Here is a 26,987-nt window from a genome sequence, read left to right on the forward strand (position 1 = left end):
CCACGGCCGCGCCACCGCCGGCGCCGGTGGCGCGGCCGTGGCGGGTCGGACCCGGACGGGCTGCCTGGGGCGGCCATGGCGCGCTCCTCAGCCGAGGAACGTGCGCAGGGCGGCGTTGACCTCGTCGGCGTGCGTCCAGAGCAGCCCGTGCGGGGCGCCGTCGACCTCGACGTACTGCGCCTCGGGCAGCAGCTGGCGGAAGCGGCGGGCCGTCGCGTCGACGGGCAGGATGTTGTCCGCGGTGCCGTGCAGGATGAGGGTCGGCAGGCCGCTGGCACGGACCGCCTCGACGTCGCTGCGGAAGTCCTCGATCCAGGAGGGGACGACGGCGTAGGCCGCCATGGGAGCGCTGGAGACGGCGACGTTCCAGCTGCCGGTCACCGCGTCCTGGCTGATCCTGCTGCCGAGGTTCTCGTCGAGGTTGTAGAAGTCGGAGAAGAACTGCGTGAACCAGGAGTACCGGTCCTTCCTCGCGGCGGCGTCGATCCCGTCGAAGACCTCCTGCGGCACCCCCTCGGGGTTGTCGTCGCGGGCCACGAGGTAGGGCTCGAGCGAGGCGAGGAACGCGAGCCTGGCGACGCGCTCGTGGCCGTGGCGCGCGACGTAGCGGGCGAGCTCACCGGTGCCCATCGAGAACCCGACGAGGACCACCTCACGCAGGTCCAGGGTCTCCAGCACGGTGCTCAGGTCTGCGGCGAAGGTGTCGTAGTCGTACCCGGCGCCCACCTTCGAGGACTGGCCGAAGCCGCGGCGGTCGTAGGTGATGACGCGGTACCCGGCGGCGAGCAGCTCGCGCGTCTGGCGCTCCCAGCTGTGCCCGCTCAGCGGGTAGCCGTGGATCAGCACGACGGGCTGACCCGCCCCCTGGTCCTCGTAGTACAGCTCGACCGGGGTGCTGTTCTCGGTCCCGACGGTGATGTGTCCCATGATCCGTTCCCTTTCGTGAGCCGGAGGTTCCTGCGCATCCGTGCCGTTCCTGATGCGGTGCCGCCAGGTTTGCAGCGGCGGGGGTGCCTTCGCGTCGGTGAAGATCCCTGTGGGTGTCTCGCGGTGCTCACCGTGCCGCCGGAGGTGGGGTGTCAGGGCCGGCGCGGGGCCGGCCGGCGCCGCGGACCGCTGGCGCGTCGGGGGGCGCGCGTGAGGGGCGTCCGTGAGGACACGCGACGAGCAGCGACCCGGAGGGCACGGTCGCGTCGGTAGCGGCCACCTAGCCGGCGTGCTGAGCGAGGCGACGACGGCCGTGCCGCCCCTGAAGGACAGGCGTCCGGGCCGACGGGTCCGCGACCGTCAGCGGGTGGCGTTCGCGGCGCGGGAGCGGGCGACGACGTCCGGCAGGGCGGCGAGCACCGCGTCGACGTCGGCCTCGGTCGTCGTGCGGCCGAGGGAGAAGCGCAGCGCGGAGCGGGCGAGCTCGGAGGGGTAGCCCATCGCGCTGAGGACGAACGAGGCCTCCTGGACGCCCGCGGAGCATGCGGAGCCGGCGGAGGCGTTGACCCCGGCCATGTCGAGGCCGAAGAGGAGGGAGTCGGCGTCGGCGCCCTCGACGGTGAGGTGGGCGACGTGCGGCAGTCGCGGCGCGCCCGCGCCCGTGAGCCGCAGCCCGTCCACCGCGGTGAGCGCCCCGGCGACGAGCCGGTCGCGCAGCGCGGCCAGGCGGGCTCCCTCCGCCTCCCGGTCGGCCACCGCGAGGCTCACCGCGAGCGCCAGGGCGCGCGCGCCGGCGACGTCGAGGGTGCCCGAGCGCACGCCGCGCTCCTGCCCGCCCCCGTGGTGGACGGGCGCCAGCGCGAGCCCGCGGCGCGCGACGAGCGCCCCGGTGCCCACCGGTCCCCCGAGCTTGTGGCCGGTCACCGACATCGCCGCGAGCCCGCTGGCCGCGAAGTCCACCGGCAGGTGCGCGACGGCCTGGACGGCGTCGGAGTGGACCGGCACGTCCCCCGCGAGCGCGACGAGCGCCTCGACCGGCTGGACGACGCCCGTCTCGTTGTTCGCCCACATGACCGACACGAGCGCCGGGGCCTCGCCGTCGGCCAGGGCGGTGCTGGCGGCGTCGAGGTCGAGGGCACCGTCCTCGGTGACGGGCAGCACCGTGACGTCCGCGAGCCCCCGCTCGCCCAGCCAGCCCGCGGCGTCGAGCACGGCGTGGTGCTCGACGGCGCTGACGAGCAGCCGCGGGCGCGGCGAGGGGTGGGCGTAGACGGCGCCCTTGACCGCGAGGTTGTCCGCCTCCGTGCCACCGGACGTGAAGAGCACCTCGGCGGGCTCGGCGCCGAGCGCCGCGGCGAGCTCCTCGCGCGCCTCCTCCAGGCGGCGGCGCGCGTCGCGTCCCACCGTGTGGAGCGAGGACGGGTTGCCGCCGCGGGTCAGCTCCTCGGCGTAGCGGGCCGCGACCTCCGGCCGGACGGGGGTGGTCGCGGCGTGGTCGAGGTAGGCCATGGGCCCGAGTCTACGAAGCGGTGCCCGACTGTGGGCGATCTCCCAGGAACAGCGCCTACCCTGGTCCGGGTGCCGCCGGAGCGGCACGTACGACCACACGAAGGACTCCCTGTGCGCCGATCCGCCACTGCCACCACCGCCGCTGCCCTGGCCGCGCTCCTCCTCCTCGTCGGCTGCTCGAGCGACGGCGGCGACGCCGAGCCCGCCGCCTCCGAGACGCCCACCGAGTCCGAGTCGGCCGGGGCCGAGGCGGGCAACGCGCCCGAGGACGTCGCCGCGCTCGAGGGCGTCACCGTCGAGGGCGAGGCCGGCGCCGAGCCGACCCTCACCTTCGAGCAGCCCCTCAACGTCACCGACAGCGCCGCCGTCGTCGCCTCCCCCGGTGACGGCGACGAGATCGTCGAGGGCCAGCTCCTCGTCGTCGACTTCATCCAGGTCAACGGCGAGAACGGCGAGGTCCTCGACTCGACGTACGAGGGCGGGCCGCAGCCGCTCGTCGTGAGCGACGAGATGACCGTCCCGGCGCTCAACGACGTGCTCGTCGGCCAGCAGGTCGGCGCGCGCGTCCTGTTCGCCAGCCCCACCCAGGCCGCGGCCGCGATCATGGCCATCGAGGTCGTCGACGCCCGCAGCCGCGCCGAGGGCACCGCCGCCGAGGTCCCCGAGGGCGTCCCGGCCGTCACGCTCGCCGAGAACGGCGAGCCGAGCATCGAGCCCGTCGACGGCGAGGCCCCCACCGAGCTCGTCGTCGCCCCCACGATCGAGGGTGAGGGCAAGGAGGTCGAGGAGGGCGACTACGTCTTCGTCCAGTACAGCGGCTGGCTGTGGGACGGCACGTCCTTCGACTCCTCGTGGTCGCGCGGCACGCCGTTCTCCCTCGAGGCCGGCGCCGGCCAGGTCATCGAGGGCTGGGACACCGGCCTGCTCGGGCAGAAGGTCGGCAGCCAGGTCGTCATGGTCATCCCGCCGGAGCTCGGCTACGGCGACCAGGACAACGGCACCATCCCGCCCGGCTCGACCCTCGTCTTCGTCGTCGACATCCTCTACGCCGGCTGACCCCGAACACTCCCACCCGCATATGCGGGAAAAGTGCGGCCCGGACAGTGTCCGGGTCGCACTTTTCGCGCATATGCGCTCGAGGGGGTGAGGTGAGCGGGTCAGGCTTCCTTGTGGGCGCGGATCGCCTCGATGGCCTGGGGCAGCACGTCCTCGGCGGCGCCGACGACGCCGAAGTCCGCGAGCTCGAAGATCGGGGCCTCGGGGTCGGTGTTGACGGCGACGACGGTCTGCGCGGCCCGCATCCCCACCGTGTGGTGGACGGCGCCGGAGACACCGACGCCGATGTACAGCCGCGGCGCGACGGTGACGCCCGTCTGCCCGACCTGCGCGGAGTGCTCGCGCCAGCCCTCGTCGGTGACGTCGCGGGTGGCACCCACGGCGCCCCCGAGCAGCTCGGCGAGCTCGTCCACGGCGGTGAAGTCCCCACCCGTGCCGCGGCCGCCGACGACGACGGTCTGCGCGTCGGTGAGCGGCACCTGCCCGGTCGAGGGGTGCTCGGTGCGCTCGACGACGGTGACGGCGCGGGCCCGGCCGGTAAGCTCGACCGGCACGCGCACGACCTCGGGCTCCCCCGCCGCCGGCACCGGCTCGGCGTCCACCGCGGCGGGGCGCAGCGCGACGACGGCCAGCGGCCCGGTCACCGCGCACACCGTCTCCCACGAGGCGCCGAGGACGGTCTTGCCCGCCGCGACACCCTCCGCACGCCGCTCGACGCGGTCCGCGTCGACGACCGCGCCGGTGCCGAGGGTGACCGCGAGGCCGGCGGCGAGCTCCTTGCCGGCGTAGGTCGACACGAGCAGCACGGCCTGCGGGGACGTCGCCGCGACGACGGCGGCCACGGCCTCGGTCGCGACGGCGGCGAGCTGCGGGGCGAGGCCACCGAGCTCGGGCACGTGGACGGTGGTGACCCCGAAGCGGCCGAGCTCCGCGCGCGCCGCCTCCCCGGGGCCCTGCTCCCCCAGCCACACGGCCGCCACGGCCGCACCGGCCGCGAGGGTCCGCGCGGCGGTGAGCACCTCGGTCGAGGGCGGCGTGAGCGCGCCCTCCTGGTGGTCGACGACGACGAGCACAGGTCCCTGGGTCATGGTGCCTTCCTGGTGGGCGGGGTCGGTCAGACGAGCTTGGCGTCGATGAGGAACTCGGCCAGCTGCCGTCCGGCGTCGCCGGAGTCGGTGACGATGCGGCCCTGCTCGCGGGCGGGACGCTCCTCGGCGGAGACGACCGTCGTCGCCGGCTCGGGCGCGGCGAGGCCGAGGTCGGCGAGCGACCACGTGTCGACCGGCTTCTTGCGGGCGGCCTTGATCGCCCGGAAGGCCGGGTAGCGCGGCTCGTTGGCCTGGTCGGTGACCGACACGAGCGCGGGCAGCGGCGCCTCGAGCACCTCGACGGCGGAGCCGATCTCGCGCCGCACGCGCACGCGGCCGCCGGTGACGGTGAGCTCGCTGGCGAGCGTGAGCGGGGGCAGGTCGAGGGCGGCGGCGAGGGCCGCGGGCAGCATCGAGGTGAGTCCGTCCAGGGAGGCCATGCCGGTGACGACGAGGTCCACGGGGGCCTCGCCCTGCAGCGTGCGGACGGCTGCGGCGAGGACGCGGGCGGTGGCGACGGCGTCGGACCCGGCGAGCGACTCGTCGCTCACGTGGACGCCGCGGTCGGCGCCCATCTGCAGGCCGCGGCGCACGGCGTCCTCGGCGTCGTCGGGGCCCATCGTGAGGACGACGACCTCCCCGCCGTGCTCCTCGACGAGGCTCACGGCGGCCTCGACGGCGTTCTCGTCGAGCTCGTTGAGGACGTCGTCGAGACCACGCACGAGGTGGCCCTCATCGTCCAGCGCTCGCTCGGACTGGACATCGGGGACATGCTTGACGCACACGACGATCCTCATGTCCCCAAGCCTGCCACCTCCGGCGGCCTCGTGCCGACACGGCTCGTCACACGTTCCGGACACCCCTATCGGCCAATGCCCCACAGACCTGAGCTGCCGGGCCCGCGGTACATCTCACCCGCAAGCCGCCCCACGATCGCCACGCAGGGTGGCACGATGGGCTCCACCATGAGTATGACCGCTTCATCCGTTCGCACGAGCCCCGCCCGCACCGTCGCCCAGCGGGTGACCGGTCGAGCCCCCGCGCTGGGTGCTCACCTGTGGGGCGACGGCGTCGACGTCGCCGTGCTCGCCTCGCACGCCACGGCCGTGGACCTGTGCCTCGTCGACGAGGACCACGGCTCCCTCCGCGAGCGCCGCTTCGCGCTCCACCGCGGCCAGCACGGCGTGTGGCAGGGCCACGTCCCCGGCGTCACCGCCGGCCAGCGCTACGGCCTGCGCGTCCACGGGCGGTGGGACCCGGCCGCCGGGCTGCGGCACAACCCCGCCAAGCTGCTCCTGGACCCCTACGCGCGCGGCGTCACCGGCGAGCTCCTCCACGGCCCCGAGGTCTACGGCCACGCCGTCGACGAGGACCTCGCCCCCGCCCCCGACTGGGCCCCCAGCGACCTCGACTCCGTCGGCCACGTCCGTCACGGCGTCGTCCTGCCGGAGCCGCCCGTCGTGCCCGCCGACGCCCGTCCCCACGTGCCGTGGGACCGCACCGTCGTCTACGAGGCGCACGTGCGTGGCCTCACCCAGCGCCTGCCGGGCGTGCCCGAGCACCTGCGCGGCACCTACGCCGGCCTGGCCCACCCGGTCACCATCGCCCACCTGCGCGACCTCGGCGTCACCGCCGTCGAGCTGCTGCCGATCCACGCGACCGGGGACGAGCCCTTCCTCATCGAGAAGGGCCTGACGAACTACTGGGGCTACAACACCCTCGGCTTCTTCGCCCCCGAGCCGCGCTACGCCACCGAGGCCGCGCAGGCGCAGGGCCCGGCCGCCGTCCTCGACGAGGTCCGCGGCATGGTCCACCTCCTCCACGAGGCCGGGCTCGAGGTCATCCTCGACGTCGTCTACAACCACACCGCCGAGGGCGGCGACGGCGGGCCGGCGCTCTCGTGGCGCGGCCTGGACAACACCGAGTACTACATGCACGACGGCGTCCGCCCGGCGCACCTCGTCGACGTCACCGGGACGGGCAACTCCCTCGACTTCCGCCGCGTGCGCGTGGTCCAGATGGCGCTGGACTCCCTGCGCTACTGGGTCGAGCGGGTCGGGGTCGACGGCTTCCGCTTCGACCTCGCCACGACCCTGGGCCGGCACGGCGCGGAGTTCACCCCGCACCACCCGTTCTTCGTCGCTCTTGCCACCGACCCGGTCCTCTCCCACGTCAAGCTCATCGCCGAGCCCTGGGACGTGGGCCCCGGCGGCTGGCGCACCGGCCAGTTCCCCGCCCCCATGGCGGACTGGAACGACCGCTTCCGCGACGCCGCACGCACCTTCTGGCTCAGCGACCCCGCCACCGGCGTGGCCGGCGGGACCGGAGGGGACCTGCGCGACCTCGCCACCCGCCTCGCCGGCTCCGCCGACCTCTTCGCCCACGGCTCGGTCCCGGGCGGGCGCGGCCCGCTCGCGAGCATCAACTACGTCACCGCCCACGACGGCTTCACCCTCGCCGACCTCCTCACCTACAGCCGCAAGCACAACGAGGCCAACGGCGAGGACAACCGCGACGGCAGCGACAACAACCGCTCGTGGAACGTCGAGATCGAGGGCCCGGTCGCGACCGACGCCCTCACCCCCTTCCACGAGCGGGGTGGGCCGGGCGACGCCGCGGTCCGCGCCGGGACCGCCCCCACCGTCCACGAGCGCGCCGAGGACGTCCTCCTCGGCCGGCGCCGCGGGGTGCGCAACCTCCTCGGCACGCTGCTCCTGTCCGCGGGCACCCCCATGGTGACGGCCGGGGACGAGCTCGGCCGCAGCCAGCTGGGCAACAACAACGCCTACTGCCAGGACAACGAGCTCTCGTGGGTGGACTGGGAGCTGCGGCCCTGGCAGGCCGAGCTGCTCGCCACGTCCCGCCACCTCCTGCGCCTGCGCCGCGAGCACCCCGTGCTGCGGCCCACGCACTTCGCCACCGGGCACACCGCCGAGGGCGACTGCATCCCCGACCTCGCCTGGTACCGGGCGGACGCCGAGGAGATGGACCCCGCCGACTGGCACGACTCCCGCGTGCGGGTGCTGCAGATGCTCCGCTCGGGCTACGCCGTCGGCGACGGCGACCTCCTCCTCGTCCTCAACGGCTCGCTCGACCGGCAGGACGTCACCCTGCCGCAGGGCGCGGGCGCGGACTACGAGCTGCTGTGGGACTCCGCCTGGGAGTGCCCGCCGGCGGAGGACGCCGAGCCGGAGGTCACCGCGCCGGGCGGGACGACGGCGATGGAGGCCCTCACCATGCGGGCGTACCTCAGCCGCCGCTGACCAGAGCCCCCCACTCCGCCGACAGCCGGATTCCTCCAGGCACGAGGCACCATCCCCCGCCGACAGCCGGAGTTCCTTTGGGCGTCCGCCTTCCGCCGCACGCACGCCGCTGGGCACAATGACAGCGTGGCGGAGCGGCTCACCGGTGAGGCCCGGGACCGGGTGCGGGCGAGCGCGCTGACCTTCGTCGGCGGGCTGACGATCCTCCTCGTCGCGGTCGGCCTCTACGTCACCCTCGTCGGCTCCGAGCAGACGTCGGTGGTGCCGAGCACCGTCGTCGCGGTGTCCGACGACGGCCGGCGCGTCACCGTCGAGCTCGTGCACCGGACGTGCGAGGTGCCGTCCGGGATCGCCGTCGACGAGCGCGCCGACGAGGTCGTCCTCACCGCCCGTGTCATGGCGCCGACGGCAGAGGACGACGAGTGCCTCCCGGTCACGACCCGGGAGAGCGTCACGCTCACCGAGCCTCTCGGCACCCGCGAGCTGCGCACCACCCGGCCCTGAGCCCGGAGAGTTCCGGCTCTCGGCGGGGTGGGCGCTCCCACATGCGGCGAGAGCCGGATTCCTTGGTGGAGGAATCCGGCTCTCGGCGCTTCTTGGGGGTTACGCCTGGGCGGCGGCGACGAGCGCGAGCTCGGCGGTGCCGGCGACGTGCTCGTGCGTGGGCACGATGCGCACCGAGTACCCGAAGGACCCGGAGAACTCGAGCTCGACCTCGCCGTGGTAGCCGTAGCGGCCGCCCTCGTAGGTCTCGCTCAGCGCGAGCGGGCGGGTGGTGACGTCGACGAGCGTGTCGTCCTCGTCCACCCGGCCCGTGACGAGCTGGACCTCGACGTCCTGCGGGGCCAGCGCGCCCAGCGTCACGTACGCGCTGACGCCGACGACGTCCCCGACCTTGACGGCGTCGGCCACACCGGTCGACTCGACGTGGTCCACGCGCACGGTGTGCCAGGCCTCGCGCACGCGGCCCTTCCAGTCAGCGAGCGCCGTCGCCTCGGCGAAGCCGGCGCCGTTGAGGGTGCGGTAGGAGCCGGCGACCGGCGTGTACAGCCGCTCGACGTACTCGCGCACCATGCGCGTCGCCTGCACCTTCGGGCCGAGGGTCGCCAGGGTGTGGCGGACCATCTCGAGCCAGTGCTGGGGCACGCCGTTCTCGTCGCGGTCGTAGAAGCGCGGCACGACCGTGTCCTCGAGGAGCTCGTACAGCGCGGCGGCCTCGAGGGCGTCGCGGCGCTGGGGGTCCTCGACGCCGTCGGCGGTGGGGATGGCCCAGCCGTTCTGGCCGTCGTACCACTCGTCCCACCAGCCGTCGAGGATCGAGAGGTTGAGGGCGCCGTTGAGCGCGCACTTCATGCCCGAGGTCCCGGACGCCTCGAGCGGGCGCAGCGGGTTGTTGAGCCACACGTCGCAGCCCGGCATGAGGGTCTGGGCCATCTCGATGTCGTAGTTCGGCAGGAAGACGATGCGGTCACGCACGCCCTCCTCGTCGGCGAAGCTCACGAGCCGCTGGATGAGGCCGATGCCCTGCTCGTCGGCGGGGTGGGACTTGCCGGCGACGAGGATCTGGATCGGCCGCTCGGGGTCGGTGAGGAGCTTCCGCAGGCGCTCGGGGTCCGAGAGCATGAGGGTGAGGCGCTTGTAGGTCGGCACGCGGCGGGCGAAGCCGATGGTGAGGACGTCGGGGTCCAGGACGTCGTCGACCCAGCCGAGCTCGGCCGGCGAGGCGCCGCGGTCCATCCAGGACTTGCGCACCCGGCGGCGCGCGGACCTCACCAGCTCGGTGCGCAGCGTGCGGCGCATCGCCCACAGCTCGGCGTCGGGGACGCCGCCCTGCTCGGCCGGCAGCAGCCACCCGTCGCCGCTCGCGACCTGCTCGGGGCTCAGGTAGGACTCGGCCATCCGGACGAAGGCCGGGTCGGTCCACGTGGGCCCGTGCACGCCGTTGGTGATCGAGGTGATCGGCACCTCGGAGACGTCGAAGCCGGGCCACAGCTGGTGGAACATCCCGCGGGAGACCTTGCCGTGGAGACGGGCCACGCCGTTGGCGAGGCGCGCGGTGCGCAGGCCCATGACGGCCATGTTGTAGACCGAGCGGTCACCGCCCTCGAAGTCCTCGGTGCCGAGCGCGAGGATCTTCTCGACCGGGATGCCGGGCAGCTCGGCGGAGCCGCTGAAGTGCTCGCGGACGAGCTCGCGGGAGAAGCGGTCGATGCCGGCGGGCACGGGGGTGTGCGTGGTGAAGACGGTGCCGCCGCGCACGGCCTCGAGGGCGGCCTCGAAGCTCAGGCCCTCGGCCTCGACGAGCTCGCGGATGCGCTCGATGGCGAGGAAGCCCGCGTGGCCCTCGTTCGCGTGGTAGACCTGCGGCGCCGGGCCGCCGGTGAGGCGGGCGTGCAGGCGCAGGGCCTTGACCCCGCCCATGCCGAGGAGGAGCTCCTGCTTGAGGCGGTGCTCGGGGGCGCCGCCGTAGAGGCGGTCGGTGACCTTGCGGCTGGCCTCGTCGTTCTCCGTGATGTTGGAGTCGAGGAGGAGCAGCGGGACGCGGCCGACGTCGGCGCGCCACACCTGGGCGTGCAGCTGGTGGCCACCGGGCAGGGGCAGGCTCACGCGCGCGGGGGTTCCGTCGGCCTCGCGCAGCAGGGTGAGGGGCAGGTTGTCCGGGTCGAGCAGCGGGTAGGTCTCGTGCTGCCAGCCCTCGCGGGTGAGGGACTGCTTGAAGTAGCCCGCACCGTAGAGGAGGCCGACGCCGATGATCGGCACCCCGAGGTCCGAGGCGGACTTGAGGTGGTCGCCGGCGAGGATGCCCAGGCCGCCGGAGTACTGGGGCAGCACCGCGGTGATGCCGAACTCGGCGGAGAAGTAGGCGATGGCCTCGGGCTTGTCCTCCGCGTGGAAGGACTCCTGGTACCAGCGGGGCTGCTCGAGGTACTCGCGCAGGTCGGCGTCGAGCTCGTGGACGCGGGCGACGAGCGCCTCGTCACGCGCGAGCTCCTCCAGACGCGCCTTGCCGAGCTCCCCGAGCAGCTCGATCGGGTCGCCGTGGAGGGCCTGCCAGCGTTCCGGGTCGAGCGACTCGAACAGGGCCCGGGTGGGCTCGTGCCACGAGAACCGCAGGTTCTGGGCGAGGGTGTCCAGCGGAGCGAGGGGCTCGGGCAGGACCGTGCGGACGGTAAATCGACGGATGGCTCTCACCCGAGCGAGTGTAGCCCTGATTCCGCAACGTTTTCAGCGGCTTACGGCCAGTTTCAGCGCGGGTGGGGGCCTCACCCGAACGGGCCAGTCTGGCCCACCGCACCGTGCAGCGCAGTCCGGGACCCCAGCGGTCGACCACAGCGCGCCACGTCGATAGGTTCGTGACCGTGAGTCCCGCACAGCGCACCTCCCAGTCCCCGGCGCGAGCCGCCACGCCGCCGCCCACGCCCGCCGTGCCGCGTCCCGCGTCGGCCACCCCCATCGGCCGGATCCCGGTCATCGAGCTCGCCCCCGTCGTCGAGGGCGGGCGCTGGCCCGCCAAGGCCGTCACCGGTGAGGCGGTCCGGGTGCAGGCGACCGTGTTCCGCGAGGGGCACGACGCCGTCGCCGCCACCGCCGTCCTCACCGGCCCCGACGGCGTCGAGCACAGCCGCGTGACGATGGACCCGGTCGACCCGGGCCTGGACCACATGGAGGCCTGGCTCGTCCCCGACCGCGTGGGCGACTGGACCTTCCACGTCGAGGGCTGGTCCGACCCGTACGGCACGTGGCTGCACGACGCGCCGCTCAAGGTGAACGCCGGCGTCGACGTCGAGCTCATGCTCACCGAGGGTGCGCTGCTCCTCGAGGCCGCCGCCGCCCGGCCCGAGCTGCCCGCCGAGGCGCGCACCGTCCTCACCGACGCCGTCACCGCCCTGCGCGACGCCGGCCGTCCGCCGGCCGCCCGGCTCGCCGCCGGCACCGCCCAGGAGGTCCGCGACGCCCTCGCCGCCCACCCGGTGCGCGAGCACGTCACCCCCAGCGCCGCCTACCCGCTGCGGGTGGACCGCCCGCTCGCGCTCGTCGGCTCCTGGTACGAGTTCTTCCCGCGCTCCGAGGGGGCGCGCTTCGACCCCGAGAAGGGCGGCTGGGTCTCAGGGACCCTGCGCACCGCCGCGGAGCGCCTGCCCGCGATCGCGGACATGGGCTTCGACGTCGTCTACCTCACCCCGGTCCACCCGATCGGCACGACGAACCGCAAGGGCCGCAACAACACCCTCACCGCCCAGCAGGGCGACCCGGGCTCGCCCTACGGCATCGGCTCCCCCGAGGGTGGCCACGACGCCATCCACCCCGAGCTCGGCACCTTCGCGGACTTCGACGCCTTCGTCGCCCGCGCCCGCGAGCTCGGGATGGAGGTGGCCCTGGACATCGCGCTCCAGGCCTCCCCGGACCACCCGTGGGTCACCGAGCACCCCGAGTGGTTCACCCGGCGGGCCGACGGCACCATCGCCTACGCCGAGAACCCGCCCAAGAAGTACCAGGACATCTACCCGCTCAACTTCGACAACGACCCCGAGGGCATCTACCACGCGGTCCGCGACATGCTCCAGGTGTGGATCGACCACGGCGTCACCGCCTTCCGGGTCGACAACCCCCACACCAAGCCGCTCGACTTCTGGGAGCGCATCCTCACCGACGTGCGCGAGTCCCACCCCGAGGTCGTCTTCCTCTCCGAGGCCTTCACCCGTCCGGCGATGATGCGCACGCTCGCGGCCGTCGGCTTCCACCAGTCCTACACGTACTTCACGTGGCGCACGACGAAGGAGGAGGTGGCCGAGTACCTCGAGGAGGTGGGCAACGAGACCTCCCACGTGCTGCGGCCGAGCTTCTGGCCCACGACCCACGACATCCTCACCCCCTACATGCAGACCGGCGGGGTCGCGGCCTTCGCGATCCGCGCGGTGCTCGCGGCGACCGGCTCGCCGACGTGGGGCATCTACTCCGGCTACGAGCTCGTCGAGAACGTCGCCCGGCCCGGTGCCGAGGAGCAGATCGACAACGAGAAGTACGAGCTCAAGGCCCGGGACTGGTCCCGGGCCGAGCACATCGGCATCTCCCACCTCCTCACCGAGCTCAACCGCATCCGCCGCGCCCACCCGGCCCTGCAGCGGCTGCGCGGGCTCACCGTCCACCCGACGACGGACGACGCGACCGTGTGCTTCTCGCGGCACGTGCCCGCCCACCTGTCGCCGACGGGCCAGGCCGACACCGTCGTCGTCGTCCTCACCCTCGACCCCTTCACCACCCGGGAGGGCATCATCGACCTCGACCTCACCGCGCTCGGCCTGCCCGAGCCGGCGCCGGGCACCGACCCGGGCACCCCGCTCCTGGCCGCGACGGACGAGCTGTCCGGCGAGACCTACTTCTGGGGCCGGCAGCCCTACGTCCGGCTCGACCCCCACCAGCGCTGCGCGCACGTCCTGTCGGTGAGGCCGCTGTGAGCCCGAACAACCCCGTCCGTGCCATGACCGCCCGCACCGACCCCATCCCGCGGCTCGGCGGCGGCCAGCGCCCCGGCCTCACCGACGACCCCGAGTGGTACCGCACCGCGGTGTTCTACGAGGTCCTGCTACGCGCCTTCGGCGACTCCGACGGCTCGGGGACCGGTGACCTGCGCGGGCTCATCGACCGCCTCGACTACCTCCAGTGGCTGGGCGTCGACTGCCTGTGGATCCCGCCCTTCTACCCCTCGCCGCTGCGCGACGGCGGCTACGACGTCGCCGACTACACCGCGGTGGCCTCGGAGTACGGCACCGTCGAGGACTTCCAGGAGCTCCTCGAGGAGGCCCACTCCCGCGGGCTGCGGATCATCATCGACCTCGTCATGAACCACACGAGCGACCAGCACCCGTGGTTCCAGGCCTCCCGGGCCATGCCCGACGGCCCCTACGGCGACTTCTACGTGTGGAGCGACGACAACACCAAGTACGGCGACGCCCGCATCATCTTCGTCGACACCGAGACCTCGAACTGGTCCTTCGACCCGGTGCGCCGCCAGTACTACTGGCACCGCTTCTTCTCCCACCAGCCGGACCTCAACTTCGAGAATCCCAAGGTCATCGAGGCGATGCACGACGTCGTCCGGTTCTGGTGCCGGATGGGCGTGGACGGCTTCCGGCTCGACGCCGTGCCCTACCTCTTCGAGGAGGAGGGGACGAACTGCGAGAACCTCCCGCGCACCCACGAGTTCATCCGTGACCTGCGCGCGATGGTCGACCGGGAGTTCCCGGGCACGCTCATCCTCGCCGAGGCCAACCAGTGGCCCGAGGACGTCGTCGAGTACTACGGCACCGAGACCGCGCCCGAGTGCCACATGTGCTTCCACTTCCCGGTGATGCCGCGCCTGTTCTACGCGCTGCGCGAGCAGCGGGCGCACGCGATCCGCGACATCCTCGCCGACACCCCGGCGATCCCGCAGGGCGCACAGTGGGCGACCTTCCTGCGCAACCACGACGAGCTCACCCTCGAGATGGTCTCCACCGAGGAGCGTGCCGCCATGTACGGCTGGTACGCCGAGGACCCGCGCATGCGCGCGAACGTCGGCATCCGGCGGCGGCTCTCGCCGCTGCTGGGCAACTCCCGCGCCGAGATCGAGCTCGCGCACGCGCTGCTCCTGTCCCTGCCCGGCAGCCCCTACCTCTACTACGGCGACGAGATCGGGATGGGGGACAACATCTGGCTGCCCGACCGGGACGCCGTGCGCACCCCCATGCAGTGGTCCCCGGACCGCAACGCCGGCTTCTCCACCGCCGACCCGGGCAAGCTCTACCTGCCGCTCGTCCAGTCCCTGGTCAACCACTACCAGGCGGTCAACGTCGAGGCGCAGTACGCGACGCCCACCTCCCTGCTCCACTGGGTGCGCGGCATCCTCGAGGTGCGCCGCGCCCACCCGGTGTTCGGGACCGGCAGCTTCGAGTTCCTCGACGTGGACAACGACGCCGTCCTCGCCTTCGTCCGCGAGGACGAGAACGAGGCGATCCTCTGCGTGATGAACCTCGCCAACACCCCGCGCGCCGCGCACATCCAGGCGCCGCAATTCGCCGGGCGGCAGCTGACCGACATCTTCGGCGGGGCGGTCTTCCCCGCCGTCGACGCGGGCGGCCAGGTGACCGTCACCCTCGGCTCGCGCGACTTCTTCTGGCTGCGGGTGGAGCCGGTGGCCACGCCCGTGGCCCCGCCGGCGAGCGTCCCCTCGGCGGGCACGCCGCTGGAGCCGCTGCCGCCCGCGGACCACCGGGAGCCCTGATGCCCACACTCACCCCGCCGTTCCCCGACTTCCTGCCCGAGTGGGTCGCGCGGCAGCGCTGGTACACGGCCAAGGGCCGCACGCCCCTGCTGCGGCGCGTCGGCGGCCTGCGCCACCAGGACCCGGACGGCGAGGTGGGTGTGGAGACCTGGCTCGTCCAGGACGACGGCGGCCCCTCCCCCGTCGTCTACCAGGTGCCGCTCACCTACCGCGGCGCGCCGGTGCCCGAGCTCGAGCACGCGCTCGTCGCGCAGGCCGAGCACTCCGAGCTCGGCCCCCGGTGGATCTACGACGGCTGCCACGACCCCGTGTACGCGCGGCTGCTCCTCGCGACGATCCTCGAGGGCGGGACGGCCGAGTCCGACGGCGGGGCGCAGTACGGGCGCGCCTCCGGGCACCGCGCGAGCGGCGACGGCGCGATGGGCGCCCACACCGGCGGCGAGCAGGTGCGGGTCCTGCGCGGGGAGCAGTCCAACACCTCGCTCATCTTCGAGGGCGAGGACGGACCGCCGGTCATCTGCAAGGTCTTCCGGGTGCTGGCCGACGGCCGCAACCCCGACGTCGTCGTCCAGGAGGCGCTCGCCGCCGCGGGCAGCACGCGCGTGCCCGCTCCCCTCGGGGACCTCTACGGGGAGTGGACCGGTCCCGCCGGGGAGCGCCAGCACGGCCACCTCGCCTTCGCCCAGGAGTTCCTCCCCGGCGTCGAGGACGCGTGGCGGGTGGCGGTGCGTGCGGCCACCGACGGCGAGCACCTCGGCGAGCGGGCCGCGCACCTGGGTGCCGCCGTCGCCTCTGTCCACCGCGACCTCGCGGCCGCCTTCCCCACCCACGAGGCCACCGAGCCCGTCCGCGCCCAGCTGCGCGCCACGTGGCGCGACCGGGCCACCGCCGCGCTGCTCGAGGCGCCCGAGCTCGAGGAGCACCGCGAGGCGATCGCCGCCGTCTACGCCCGCACCGAGCAGGCGGCCTGGCCGGGCCTGCAGCGGATCCACGGCGACCTCCACCTCGGGCAGGTCATCGAGGCTCCCGGGCGCGGGTGGCTGCTCCTCGACTTCGAGGGCGAGCCGCTGCGGCCGCTGGGCGAGCGCACCGCCCCCGACCTCGCCCTGCGCGACGTCGCCGGCATGCTGCGCTCCCTCGACTACGCCGCCGGCGCGGCCCAGCGCGAGCACGGCGCCGACGTGGCCGCGGACTGGGTGGCGCGGGCACGCGGCGCGTTCCTCGACGGCTACGCCCGCGAGGCCGGCCACGACCCCCGGGAGGACGCCGAGCTCCTCGCCGCCCTCGAGCTCGACAAGGCCCTGTACGAGGCGGTCTACGAGGCGCGCAACCGCCCCGCGTGGCTGTCCATCCCGGTGAGCGGGGTACGGCGGCTGCTCGGGACGACCGCCCCGTGACCTTTCTCGCGCGACAGCACGGACGGGATGGAAGAGTGGACGACATGACCAACGACGAGAGCCCGGCACCGGCCCCCGCCCCCACCGCCCCCGGGCCTGCCCCCGTCGACCACGGCGTCCTCCACGCCGTCGCCGCGGGCCTGCACCACCAGCCGCACGACGTCCTCGGCCCGCACGTCGGCGAGGACGCCGTCACCATCCGCACGCTGCGGCCCCTGGCCGACGCCGTCGTCCTCGTCACCGCTGACGGTCGCCGGCCCTTCGAGCACGAGGCCGAGGGTGTGTGGGTGACGGTCGTGCCCGGCACCGAGGTGCCCGACTACCGGCTCGAGGCCACCTACGGGACCGACACCCACCAGACCGACGACCCCTACCGCTTCCTGCCCACCCTCGGCGAGCTGGACCTCCACCTCGTCGGCGAGGGACGCCACGAGGAGCTGTGGAACGTCCTGGGCGCCCACGTGCGCCGCTACCCCTCCGCGCTCGGCGACGTCACCGGCACGTCCTTCGCGGTGTGGGCCCCCAACGCCCGCGCCGTGCGCGTCAAGGGCGACTTCAACTCCTGGGACGGGCGCACCGCGGCGATGCGGTCGCTCGGCTCCAGCGGCGTGTGGGAGATCTTCCTGCCGGGCGTCGGCTCCGGTGCCCGGTACAAGTTCGAGATCCAGTACCGCGACGGCACGTGGCACGAGAAGGCCGACCCGATGGCCCGGGCCGCGGAGCACCCGCCGGCCACGGCGTCGGTCGTCACCGAGTCCCACTACGAGTGGCAGGACGAGGAGTGGATCGCCCGCCGCGCCGCGACGAACCCGCACTCCGGCCCGATGAGCGTGTACGAGGTCCACCTCTCCTCGTGGCGCCCCGGCCTGAGCTACCGCGACCTCGCCGTCGACCTCGTCGACTACGTCGCCGGGCTCGGCTTCACCCACGTGGAGTTCATGCCGGTCGCCGAGCACCCCTTCGGCGGCTCGTGGGGCTACCAGGTGACCTCCTACTACGCCCCGACGGCGCGGATGGGCGGACCCGACGACTTCCGCTACCTCGTCGACGCGTTCCACCAGGCCGGGATCGGCGTCATCATGGACTGGGTCCCGGCGCACTTCCCCAAGGACAGCTGGGCGCTGGCGCGCTTCGACGGCACGCCGCTGTACGAGGACCCGGACCCGCTGCGCGGGGAGCAGCCCGACTGGGGCACCCTCGTCTTCAACTTCGGACGGCGCGAGGTGCGCAACTTCCTCGTCGCCAACGCGCTGTACTGGCTCGAGGAGTTCCACATCGACGGCCTGCGCGTGGACGCCGTCGCCTCGATGCTCTACCTCGACTACTCCCGCCAGCCCGGCCAGTGGCGCCCCAACGAGCACGGCGGCCGGGAGAACCTCGAGGCGATCAGCTTCCTCCAGGAGACCAACGCGACCGCCTACCGCCGGGTCCCGGGGATCGTCATGATCGCCGAGGAGTCCACCGCGTGGCCGGGCGTCAGCGCCCCCACCGACCAGGGCGGCCTCGGCTACGGGCTCAAGTGGAACATGGGCTGGATGAACGACACCCTGCGCTACCTGGCGGAGGAGCCGATCAACCGGCGCTACCACCACGGGGAGCTCACCTTCTCCCTCGTCTACGCCTTCTCCGAGCAGTTCGTCCTGCCGCTGAGCCACGACGAGGTCGTCCACGGCAAGGGCTCGCTCGTGCGCAAGATGCCCGGCGACCGCTGGCAGCAGCTCGCCGGCGTGCGCGCCCTGCTCGCCTACCAGTGGTCCCACCCGGGCAAGCAGCTGCTCTTCATGGGCGGGGAGTTCGCCCAGGAGGAGGAGTGGTCGGAGTCCCGCGGGCTGGACTGGCACCTGCTCGACAACCCGGCCCACGCCGGGACCGCCGACCTCGTGCGCCGCCTCAACGACGTCTACCGCGCCCACCCCGCGCTGCACGCCGACGACTTCTCCCCCGCCGGCTTCCAGTGGATCGAGGCGGGCGACGGCGACCACAACGTCATCAGCTTCCTGCGCACCGACCCCACGGGCGAGGGCCGCGACGTCGCCTGCATCGTCAACTTCGCCGGCGCCCCGCACGAGAACTACCGGGTGGGCCTGCCCCACGCGGGCACCTGGGTGGAGATCCTCAACACCGACGCCGAGGAGTACGGCGGCTCGGGCGTGGGCAACCTCGGCCGTGTGGTCGCCGAGGAGCTCCCGTGGAACGGCCGCCCGGCGTCGGCGCGCCTGCGCGTCCCGCCGCTCGGCGCCCTCTGGCTCACGCCGGAGAGCTGACCGGGACTCCCACCCCTCCCCGCATATGCGCGAAAAGCGCTGCCCCGCCGGCCGGGGCAGCGCTTTTTTCGCGCATATGTGGAGTGTGGGTGGGTGGGCGCCCTCAGTAGAGGGCGCTGGCGAGGTTGCGTCTGGCTTCGGCCACGAGCGGGTCGGTGCTGCCGACGATCTCGAAGTACTCGACGACGCGCTTGCGCGCCTCCTCACGGTCCTCGCCCGCCGTCGCACGGACGACGGCGATGAGCCGGTCGAAGGCGGCCTGCGGCCGGCCGGCGGCGACCTCGGCGTCGGCCGCGGCGAGGTGGACGGCGACGTCGGTGAGGGGCGCGCCCTCGGCGTCGGCGACGGCCTGCAGGCCGCCTGCGCTGGCGGTCCGGATGATGAGCTCGACCTGCGCGAGCGCCGCGCTGGCCTCGTGGTCCGCCGGGTTCTCCTTGAGCGCGCGGCGGTAGGCGTCCGCCGCGGCGGCGTAGTCCTCGCGCTCGATCGCCTCCAGCGCCTCCGCGTGGAGCGGGGGCAGCGGGGGCTCCTCGGGGGCGGCGGGCTCCTCCTCGGCACCCGCGCCGCTCACCGTGCCGGTGACCCCGGCCTGCCCGGCGACGCGCAGCAGCTCCTCGAGGACGGCACGCAGCTGGTCCTCGGGGTAGTCGCCCTGGTACAGCGGGACGGGCTGGCCACGGACGATGGCGACGACGGTCGGCACCGCCTGCACCTGGAAGGCCTGGGCGATCTGCGGGCTCGTCTCGACGTCCACCCGGGCGAGCTGAAAGCGCCCGCCGAAGTCGGTGGCCACCTTGGCGAGCACCGCGGAGGGGCCGCCGGCGTACGCGGCGGCCACCTCGACGACGACCGGCACGCGCATCGACAGCTCGACGGTCTGCTGGAAGTCCGCCTCGGTGACGTCGACGACGATCGGCGCGTTCGCGGCGTCGCCGGCCGGCGCCGCCGGCTGGGGCGGCCGGGCCAGGGCAGACAGGTCCACGGCTCCGTGCAGGTTGATCGAGGGCTGGCTCATCGGTGTCCTTGCTGTGTGCGGTGAGGTCCTGACGACGACGTTACCCCTCGCCGTCGCCCTCCTCCTCATCCTCGGGAGCCCGGTCGCTCTCGCCGACGTTCGCGAGCACCTGCGTCGCGCCGAGGACGGCGACCGGCTCCTCGCTGCCCTCGGGCGGCACGGAGAAGGCGACGGGGATGAGGTAGTGGGCGCGGGCCTCGCCGTCGATGCGGGGGTCCTGCTCCATGAGGAGACCGAGGTCCCCGCCGGCCTCGAGGGTCGAGCCCTCGACCGTGCGGCGCAGGTTGAGGCGCCCGTCGATGACCCCGACGACGAGCGCGCCGCCCTCAGCGGTCTGCATGGCCGAGACGGAGCCCTCACGCACCTCGTAGCTCTCGCGCACCTGGCCGGCGACCTCGACGGTCTCCCGCAGGGCGGAGATCATCTCGGCGTAGCCGGTGCGGAAGGGGTCCTCGGCGAAGAGCGCGGAGGCCTCACCGTCCGGGTCGGCCAGGAGCTCGGCGTAGCGGGCGACGGTCTGCTGCGGGGTGGCGAGGAGCCCCTCGGCGTCGGGCGCCAGCTGGGGGCTGCCGGCGTCGGGACGCGCGGTGCTCGGGGTCTGCGCGCCCGGCAGCAGCGTGGTCCAGAACCACAGCTTGTACTGGCTGCGCGCGTCCTCCTGGGTGAGGACGAGCAGGAGCGGCAGGTTCGCGTCGTCGGGCACGTGGGAGACGACGTAGAGCGAGCGCGGCCACTCGTCGGTGGCGGCGACGACCTCGATCTGGCTGTTCGTCGTCAGCGGGGTGGGGGTGCGCTCGCCGTCGGAGGCGGCGCTGAGGCGGTACTCCGCCTGGCGCATCGCCAGCGCGGGGCCGGTGACGCGGTCGGTGAGCAGCTCGGGGTCGAGCGCGGCGTCGGCCTCGTCGACGGTCTCCTCGACGTCGGCGAGGATCCGCTCGATGCGGTCCTCGTCGAGCACGGGCAGCGGTGCGGTGGCGGCCGGCTCGGGCGCGGGCTGCGGGACCTCTCCCGCGCAGCCCGCGAGGAGCAGCGCGGTGACCGCGGCGCCGGCAGCGAGCCGGGCGCCCCTGTGCCGGGGGTGGGGGGTGGCGCCGGTCATCGTCGCTCCTCTCCGTCGTCGTCCATGGGCTGGGTGGGTGGGGTGGGGGGTCCGGCGGTGCCGCCGAAGCCCCAGACCGAGCGCCACGACGGCGGGGCGGGCGAGTAGCCGTCGTCGTCGTCCTCGGCCGAGCCGTCCGGGGTCCCGGCGGACTGCTCCGGTGCGGACCCGGTCGGCTCCGCGGTCTCGTCCGGCTCCGGAGCCGGCGGCTCGTCCGGCTCCTGCGCGGAGTGCTCGCCCTCCTCGGCCTCCTCGGCCTCCTCGGCCACGAGGGGCTCGGCGTCCTCGGGCGCCGGCGCGACAGGCTCCGGCTCGTCGGCGAGGCCGTCGGCCGTCGCGTCGGGCGTGAGGTCACCGTCGGCCGCGGTCGGCTCCCACTCGCCGGTGGGGTCGTCGGGCGCGGAGGTGGCAGGCGCGTCGTCGGCCGGCTCGGCGTCGACGGCGTCCGCGGGCGCGAGCGGGGGCGGCGGCACCGCCCCGCCGGCCTCGGCCCGCTCACGTGCCAGCGTCTGCTCGTACTCACGGATCTGGCGGCGGGTGAGGCGCTCACCGGTGCCGGGGTCGGTGTCGGTGATGCTGCGCGCCGGCGTCGGGCCCTCGGCGCGGGCGGCGTCCCGGCGCTCCCGCTCGCGGCGGGCGAGGACGTCGAGCACGAGCATCGTCACGCCGGCCACGAGGGCGAGGACGCCGACGACGATCCCCGGGACGAGCCACGGGGTGCTGACCTGGCGGCCCCACTCGAGCTCGATCTCCGGCGCGGGCCCGGTGCCGTCGGTCGCGGCGACGAGGCTCCAGCGGCCGGGGCTGTCGGACCAGCTGAGCTCGGCGGAACCGGTCGAGACGGTCTCCACGACCCACAGGTCCGAGCCGGCGGGGTTCGGGAGCCCGGAGGTCTCTCCGGTGGGCTCCTCGTCCGGGGCGTCCGTGGGGGCGGCCTCCGGGTCGCCGGTGACGACCTCGGTGGTGAGCTCCTCCCAGGAGGACAGGCCCGTCACGCGCATGTGGTCGGCGCCGTCGAGCCAGGCCTCGACCTCCGAGGTGCGCCCGATGGCGAGGACCACCTGCTCGTCGTCGCCGGCCGTGGCGCGCACGGTGACCTCGGGGTCGACGGCGTCGAGGACGCCGGGGCCGCTCACGATGACCGGCACGTCGGGACGCTCACCGAGCGCGAGCGTCGCGGTGTCGGAGGAACGGACGACGACGGCTGCGATCACGGAGGCCAGGATGACGAGCACGCCGGCCAGGGCGAGCATCAGGGGCAGTCTGCGTCGGGTCACGGGGTGCGGCTTCCTCCCAGGTGGGCGCGGGTGCGACGTCCCAGGATACGCCGCTGGTCGCGGGGGTCGCGTTATCAGGTTGTGACCGAAGTGCGACGATCCCGCGTGGGCTCGGTATGACCCCGGTGGCCCGTCAGGGGCCCCGGTTACGCTGACCCCGGCCCGCACGAGCGTGCCGACCCCTGAGCAGGAGGACAGATGAGCGAGGACCAGTCCGTGTTCCCCGTGGTCATGCGCGGGTACGACCGCGCGCAGGTGGACCAGCGGGTGCACGCCCTGGAGACCGCGCTCGCCGGCGCCCGGCAGCAGGTGGCGGCTCTCGACGAGCGCACCATGCGGCTGTCCGGGGAGCTGTCCCAGGCACAGCGCGAGCTGCGCGAGCGTGCCCAGCCCACCTACGCCGGTCTGGGAGCGCGCATCGAGCAGCTGCTCCGGTCCGCGGAGGAGCAGTCCGCGGGCGTCGTCGACCGGGCCCGCGCACAGGCGGCGCAGGCCGTCGCGACGGCGGAGCAGCGGGCCGCCGAGCTCACCGAGCGCGCCGAGTCCGAGGCCGCCTCGCGGCTCGCCGCCGCGCGCCGTGAGTCCCTCGAGACGCTCGAGGACGCGCAGCGCCAGGCCGGCTCCGCCCTCGAGGTCGCCCAGCGCACCGCCGAGGAGATCGTGTCCTCCGCCGAGCGGGAGGCCGCGCGCGTCCAGGAGACCGTCCGCGACGAGGAGCAGCACCGCCGCGCCGACCTCGACCGCGAGCTCGCGCTCACCCGGGCCACCGCCGAGCGCGAGGTCCTCGAGCTGCGGACCGCCACGGAGGCCGAGGCCACCCGGCTTCGGTCCGAGGCCACCGCCCTCCACCAGGAGGCGCAGAACGTCCTCGAGCAGGCACGCGCGGAGGCCGAGCAGCTGCGTCACCGCGCCGAGCTCGAGGCCGCGACGCTGCGCGAGGAGACCGAGCGCGCCGCCGCCGCGGCCCAGGCGGAGGCCCGCGCCGCGACCACCGCCCTGGCCGAGGAGACCGAGCGCCGGGCCACCGACGCCGAGTCGCGTCTCGCCGAGGCCCTCGCCCGCACCGAGTCGGTCATCGCCGACGCCGACGCCGCGGCCGCCCGCCGGGTGGAGCAGGCGCGCGAGGAGGCCGAGCAGGTCCTCGCCGAGGCGCGCGTGGAGTCCGAGCGCCTGCTGCGCGAGGCCGCCGAGGCCGCGCAGGCCGAGCGGGACACGCTGGCCGCGGAGATCGCCGACCTCGCCCGCCAGCGCGAGGACATCACGACCTACCTCAACGAGCTCCGCGGCGTCCTCGCCACCCGGACGTCCGCCGCACCTGCCGCCCTCGCGGTGCCGGAGCGCGCGTACGACGCCGCCACCTACGAGGACGCTGCCGCCGAGGTCGCGACCGACGCCGGTGCCGGCGCCGCCCTGGCTGCAGCGCCCGTCGCGGAGGTGGCTGCGGCACCCGACGACACCGTCGCCGCCCAGGTCGCGGCGAGTGCCGCCGACGCCCAGGCTGCGGCGCCCGGCGCGGAGGTGCTCGACGCCGAGGTCGTCGACGCCGAGGCGGGCGACGCCGCGGTGACCGACGCCGACGTCGCGGCGGCCGAGGACGCGGACTTCGATGAGGTGGACGTCGACGATGGCGTCGTCGAGCAGGCCGACGAGGCCTCCGCCGCGAGCGCCGTCGACGAGCCCGGACCGGCCCCGGAGGACTCCTCCCAGGCGGAGTCCGAGCGCGAGCCGCGGACCGAGGTCATGGACGCCATCTCGGGCGAGACCGCCGTCATGCCGGCCGTGGAGGACGACCGCCACTGACGCCGTGTGCCTGTCGGGTCCCCCGGGGACGCGACAGGCACACCCGGTGGTGGACCCGGTCACCAGTCCGGCACGGGCGCGAGCCTTTCGCTAACCTGAGGCGTGGCGCGAACGACTGCCGCCGCGAGCCGGGACGACCCGCTCGCCAGCACGACCACGGGGACGGCCCCGTAAAGAAGGACTGGGCCATGTCCACCGTCCGTTCCATCCTCACGCCCGCCGCCGTCGCCCGGCTGGCGCTCGGCTGGGGTGCCGTCCTCGCCCTCGCCCTGTCCGGCTCGCTGCTCGAGCCGCCCGTCACCGGGCCGGTGCTCGTCACGGCACTCGCGGTCATCGTCGGCGTCGTCCTCGTGTGCGCCTTCGGCGTCGTCCACGAGGCCGAGCACCTCGCGCGCCGTCTCGGGGACCCCTACGGCTCCCTCGTCCTCACGCTCTCGATCGTCGTCATCGAGGTCATCCTCATCTCCGCCGTCATGCTCGGCCCGGGTGAGCACGCGACGATCGCGCGGGACTCGGTGATGGCCGTCTCGATGATCATCCTCAACCTCGTCGTCGGGCTCGCGCTCCTCGTCGGCGGGCGCAGGCACGGCGATCTCGCGCCCAACCGGACCGGCACCTCGCAGTACCTCGCGATGCTCGTCGTCCTCGTCGCGCTCGCCTTCGGGGTCCCGGCGGTCCTCGGCACCGACGGCGCGTACACGTCGGGGCAGGCGGTGCCCGTCGTCCTCGTCACCGTGGCGCTCTACGCGTTCTTCCTCGCCCAGCAGACCGGCGCCCAGGCCGGGGACTTCCGCGAGGTCGCCACGGGCACGGCACCGCACGCGGACACGGCCGCGCGGGCCGGCGTCCGCGCCGTCGTCGCCGCGCACCGCACCGAGGTCCTCCTGCGTGCCGGGCTGCTCGTCGCGACCGTCCTGCCGATCGTCCTGCTCTCCCACGACATGGCCGCCCTCCTCGACGACGGGCTCGGCCGGCTCGGCGCCCCCACCGCGCTGGCCGGCGTCCTCATCGCGATGATCGTCTTCCTGCCGGAGTCGATCACCTCCGTGCGAGCGGCCCTCGCCGGGGAGATCCAGCGGGTGAGCAACCTGTGCCACGGCGCCCTGGTGTCCACCGTCGGGCTCACGATCCCCGCGGTGCTCGTCATCGGCATGCTCACCGGGCAGACCGTCGTGCTCGCCGAGTCCCCGGCCAACCTGCTGCTGCTGGGCGTCAGCCTGCTGCTCTCGGTGACGACCTTCTCCGCGCCCCGCGTCACCGCCACCCACGGCGCGGCGCACCTGGCGGTCTTCGCCGTCTACGCCGTCGCCGTCATGTCCTGACGCCGGCTACCGGACCATGCGGAGGTCGGCGATGCCGCCGAAGCGCTCCTCGACGCGGCGCTCGCCGGTGAGGACGAAGCCGTTGCGCTCGTAGAAGCGCCGGGCGCGCTCGTTGCCCTCGGCCACCCACAGGTAGGCGGGCGCGTCACCGATCGCGTGCTCGAGCAGCGCCTGGCCCAGCCCCTGCCCGTACCAGCGGGCGAGGACGTAGAGCCCCGACAGGAGGAGCGGACGCACCTCCCCGGTGCCGGTGGCCTCGGCACGGGAGAAGCCGCCGAGCTCGCCGGTCTCGCGGACGGTGCCCACCCACGTCGTGCTCGCGTCGGGGTCCTCGAGGCGCCGCGCCCAGCGCTCCGGCCCGTCCTCCTCCATGCGGGCGTAGACGTGCTCGGGCACCTCCTCGGCGTAGGTCTCGCGCCAGGCGCGGACGTGGAGAGCGGCGAGGTCAGCGGCGTCGTCGGGACGCGCCGCGCGGATGTGAAGAGGTCCTGCCATGGGGCACACGGTAGGGCACCGCCGCCCCCGGTTGCGGGGTGTGCGCGCCGCGCCCACCCTGACAGTCACCGCGACGACAGGAGTGACGATGAGCGACCGCCACGAGCCCGAGCACCCCGCCAAGCCGGACTCCCCCACCGACATCAAGAAGCCGTCGTGGACCTACGTGCTGCGCAAGACGGTCCGCGAGTTCAGCCGTGACGAGTGCACGATGCTCGCGGCGGCGCTCACCTACTACGCGGTGCTGTCCCTCTTCCCCGCGCTCATCGCGCTCGCCTCGATCCTCGCCCTCGTGGGACAGGGCGAGCAGGGTGCGAGCCAGATCACCACGCTCGTCGAGGACACCCTCCCCGAGGACACGGCGGAGCAGCTGCAGCCCATCATCGACAGCATCACGAACGTCGGGGCACCGGGGATCGGCCTCGTCATCGGTCTGCTCGTCGCGCTGTGGACCGCCTCGAACTACGTCACCGGCTTCGCCAAGGCGATGAACCGCATCTACGAGGTCCCCGAGGGCCGTCCGGTGTGGAAGCTGCGTCCCTGGACCTACCTCCTCACCCTCGTCCTGCTGCTCCTCGTCGCGCTCGCGATCGTCATCCTCGTCGTCAGTGGTCCCGTCGCCCAGAGCGTGGGCGACCTCATCGGCCTCGGCTCCACCGCCGTCACGGTGTGGAACATCGCCAAGTGGCCGGTCCTGCTCGTCGTCGTCATCGTCATCATCGCGCTGCTCTACTACGGCGCCCCCAACGTCAAGCAGCCCAAGCTCAAGTGGATCAGCGTCGGTGCCGTCATCGCCATCGTCGTCGCCGCGCTCGCCACGGTCGGCCTCGGGTTCTACGTCGCCAACTTCGGCAGCTACAACGAGACCTACGGTGCCCTCGCCGGCGTCATCGTCTTCCTCCTGTGGCTGTACATCATGAACCTCGCCCTGCTCTTCGGTGCGGAGTTCGACGCCGAGCTCGAGCGCGGCCGCCAGCTGCAGGCCGGGATCGAGGCCGAGGAGAAGATCCAGCTCCCGGCGCGCGACACCAAGGCCGCGGACAAGAAGGCCGAGCAGCGGAACGAGGACATCGACCGCGGCCGCGCCCTGCGTGAGTCGCACGGGCGTACCCAGGACGAGGACGTCGCCTCCTCCGGTGGTCGCCACTCGCGCAGCGACGGCTGACCACGGCCGGGCGGGCTCGCCGGCGGTCGTCGGCGGGCCCCCCCGGCCG

At 74.1% G+C, this 26,987-nt stretch carries 19 protein-coding genes; 10 read left to right on the plus strand and 9 right to left on the minus strand.

Going from position 1 to position 26,987, the window contains the following annotated elements; genetic code table 11:
- Positions 1-87: 87 nt before the first annotated feature.
- On the minus strand, positions 88-927 hold the full coding sequence (locus tag H9624_RS14660; protein ID WP_251840639.1) for an alpha/beta fold hydrolase: 840 nt from the start codon (positions 925-927) through the stop codon (positions 88-90).
- A 360-nt stretch (positions 928-1,287) separates the two neighbouring features.
- Positions 1,288-2,436 carry a cysteine desulfurase family protein gene (locus H9624_RS14665; RefSeq protein ID WP_251840640.1) on the minus strand — a complete coding sequence of 383 codons (1,149 nt, stop codon included), beginning with the start codon at positions 2,434-2,436 and terminating at the stop codon, positions 1,288-1,290.
- Between the two features lie 111 nt (positions 2,437-2,547).
- On the opposite strand from H9624_RS14665, the gene H9624_RS14670 reads away from it, so the two are divergent.
- Entirely contained in the window at positions 2,548-3,492 is a 945-nt protein-coding gene (locus tag H9624_RS14670; RefSeq protein ID WP_251840641.1) for an FKBP-type peptidyl-prolyl cis-trans isomerase, read from the plus strand.
- Positions 3,493-3,593: 101 nt separating this feature from the next.
- Here the strand turns inward: H9624_RS14670 and H9624_RS14675 are convergent, their stop codons facing one another.
- Positions 3,594-4,580: an electron transfer flavoprotein subunit alpha/FixB family protein gene (locus tag H9624_RS14675; protein ID WP_251840642.1), complete on the minus strand. Its 987-nt coding sequence runs from the start codon at positions 4,578-4,580 to the stop codon at positions 3,594-3,596.
- Between the two features lie 26 nt (positions 4,581-4,606).
- Complete coding sequence (locus H9624_RS14680; RefSeq protein WP_251840643.1) at positions 4,607-5,377, minus strand: electron transfer flavoprotein subunit beta/FixA family protein; 771 nt, start codon at positions 5,375-5,377, stop codon at positions 4,607-4,609.
- A gap of 174 nt (positions 5,378-5,551) precedes the next feature.
- Between H9624_RS14680 and glgX the strand changes: the two genes are divergently transcribed.
- Both glgX and H9624_RS14690 read left to right on the plus strand, forming a co-directional pair.
- The gene (glgX, locus tag H9624_RS14685; RefSeq protein ID WP_251840644.1) at positions 5,552-7,843 is read left to right on the plus strand and encodes a glycogen debranching protein GlgX; all 2,292 of its coding nucleotides are present in this window, start codon (positions 5,552-5,554) and stop codon (positions 7,841-7,843) included.
- A 126-nt stretch (positions 7,844-7,969) separates the two neighbouring features.
- On the plus strand, positions 7,970-8,347 hold the full coding sequence (locus H9624_RS14690; protein ID WP_251840645.1) for a hypothetical protein: 378 nt from the start codon (positions 7,970-7,972) through the stop codon (positions 8,345-8,347).
- A 99-nt stretch (positions 8,348-8,446) separates the two neighbouring features.
- Here the strand turns inward: H9624_RS14690 and glgP are convergent, their stop codons facing one another.
- Positions 8,447-11,035 (minus strand): alpha-glucan family phosphorylase, encoded by a 2,589-nt coding sequence (gene glgP / locus H9624_RS14695; RefSeq protein WP_251840646.1) that lies wholly within the window; start codon positions 11,033-11,035, stop codon positions 8,447-8,449.
- A 167-nt stretch (positions 11,036-11,202) separates the two neighbouring features.
- On the opposite strand from glgP, the gene H9624_RS14700 reads away from it, so the two are divergent.
- Genes H9624_RS14700 through glgB form a run of 4 tightly spaced genes read left to right on the plus strand, consistent with a single transcriptional unit; the run spans position 11,203 to position 18,765 of the window.
- Positions 11,203-13,299 (plus strand): alpha-1,4-glucan--maltose-1-phosphate maltosyltransferase, encoded by a 2,097-nt coding sequence (locus H9624_RS14700; RefSeq protein ID WP_372435153.1) that lies wholly within the window; start codon positions 11,203-11,205, stop codon positions 13,297-13,299.
- 23 nt (positions 13,300-13,322) lie between these two features.
- Positions 13,323-15,104 carry a maltose alpha-D-glucosyltransferase gene (gene treS, locus H9624_RS14705; protein WP_251840647.1) on the plus strand — a complete coding sequence of 594 codons (1,782 nt, stop codon included), beginning with the start codon at positions 13,323-13,325 and terminating at the stop codon, positions 15,102-15,104.
- Positions 15,104-16,501, plus strand: a complete 1,398-nt coding sequence (locus H9624_RS14710) for a maltokinase N-terminal cap-like domain-containing protein (protein WP_251840648.1) — start codon at positions 15,104-15,106, stop codon at positions 16,499-16,501. The genes treS and H9624_RS14710 overlap by 1 nt, the downstream gene beginning before the upstream one ends.
- A gap of 44 nt (positions 16,502-16,545) precedes the next feature.
- Positions 16,546-18,765, plus strand: coding sequence for a 1,4-alpha-glucan branching protein GlgB (gene glgB / locus H9624_RS14715; RefSeq protein ID WP_251840649.1), 2,220 nt, complete (start codon positions 16,546-16,548; stop codon positions 18,763-18,765).
- Positions 18,766-18,868: 103 nt separating this feature from the next.
- Here the strand turns inward: glgB and H9624_RS14720 are convergent, their stop codons facing one another.
- The 3 genes from H9624_RS14720 to H9624_RS14730 are packed head-to-tail and all read right to left on the minus strand — an operon-like array spanning position 18,869 to position 22,156.
- Complete coding sequence (locus H9624_RS14720) at positions 18,869-19,780, minus strand: tetratricopeptide repeat protein (RefSeq protein ID WP_251840650.1); 912 nt, start codon at positions 19,778-19,780, stop codon at positions 18,869-18,871.
- Between the two features lie 40 nt (positions 19,781-19,820).
- Entirely contained in the window at positions 19,821-20,879 is a 1,059-nt protein-coding gene (locus H9624_RS14725; RefSeq protein ID WP_251840651.1) for a DUF8094 domain-containing protein, read from the minus strand.
- The gene (locus H9624_RS14730; RefSeq protein ID WP_251840652.1) at positions 20,876-22,156 is read right to left on the minus strand and encodes a hypothetical protein; all 1,281 of its coding nucleotides are present in this window, start codon (positions 22,154-22,156) and stop codon (positions 20,876-20,878) included. The genes H9624_RS14725 and H9624_RS14730 overlap by 4 nt, the downstream gene beginning before the upstream one ends.
- 198 nt (positions 22,157-22,354) lie before the next feature.
- On the opposite strand from H9624_RS14730, the gene H9624_RS14735 reads away from it, so the two are divergent.
- On the plus strand, positions 22,355-23,956 hold the full coding sequence (locus tag H9624_RS14735) for a coiled-coil domain-containing protein (protein WP_251840653.1): 1,602 nt from the start codon (positions 22,355-22,357) through the stop codon (positions 23,954-23,956).
- A gap of 188 nt (positions 23,957-24,144) precedes the next feature.
- Positions 24,145-25,278 (plus strand): calcium:cation antiporter, encoded by a 1,134-nt coding sequence (locus H9624_RS14740; RefSeq protein WP_251840654.1) that lies wholly within the window; start codon positions 24,145-24,147, stop codon positions 25,276-25,278.
- Between the two features lie 6 nt (positions 25,279-25,284).
- Here the strand turns inward: H9624_RS14740 and H9624_RS14745 are convergent, their stop codons facing one another.
- Positions 25,285-25,773 carry a GNAT family N-acetyltransferase gene (locus tag H9624_RS14745; protein WP_251840655.1) on the minus strand — a complete coding sequence of 163 codons (489 nt, stop codon included), beginning with the start codon at positions 25,771-25,773 and terminating at the stop codon, positions 25,285-25,287.
- 88 nt (positions 25,774-25,861) lie between these two features.
- Here H9624_RS14745 and H9624_RS14750 point away from each other — a divergent pair, with 88 nt between their 5' ends.
- Positions 25,862-26,938 (plus strand): YihY/virulence factor BrkB family protein, encoded by a 1,077-nt coding sequence (locus H9624_RS14750; RefSeq protein WP_251840656.1) that lies wholly within the window; start codon positions 25,862-25,864, stop codon positions 26,936-26,938.
- The last annotated feature ends 49 nt before the right edge of the window (positions 26,939-26,987 follow it).

It is taken from the genome of Oceanitalea stevensii (assembly GCF_014837105.1).
GTDB classification, from domain to species: domain Bacteria; phylum Actinomycetota; class Actinomycetes; order Actinomycetales; family Actinomycetaceae; genus Oceanitalea; species Oceanitalea stevensii.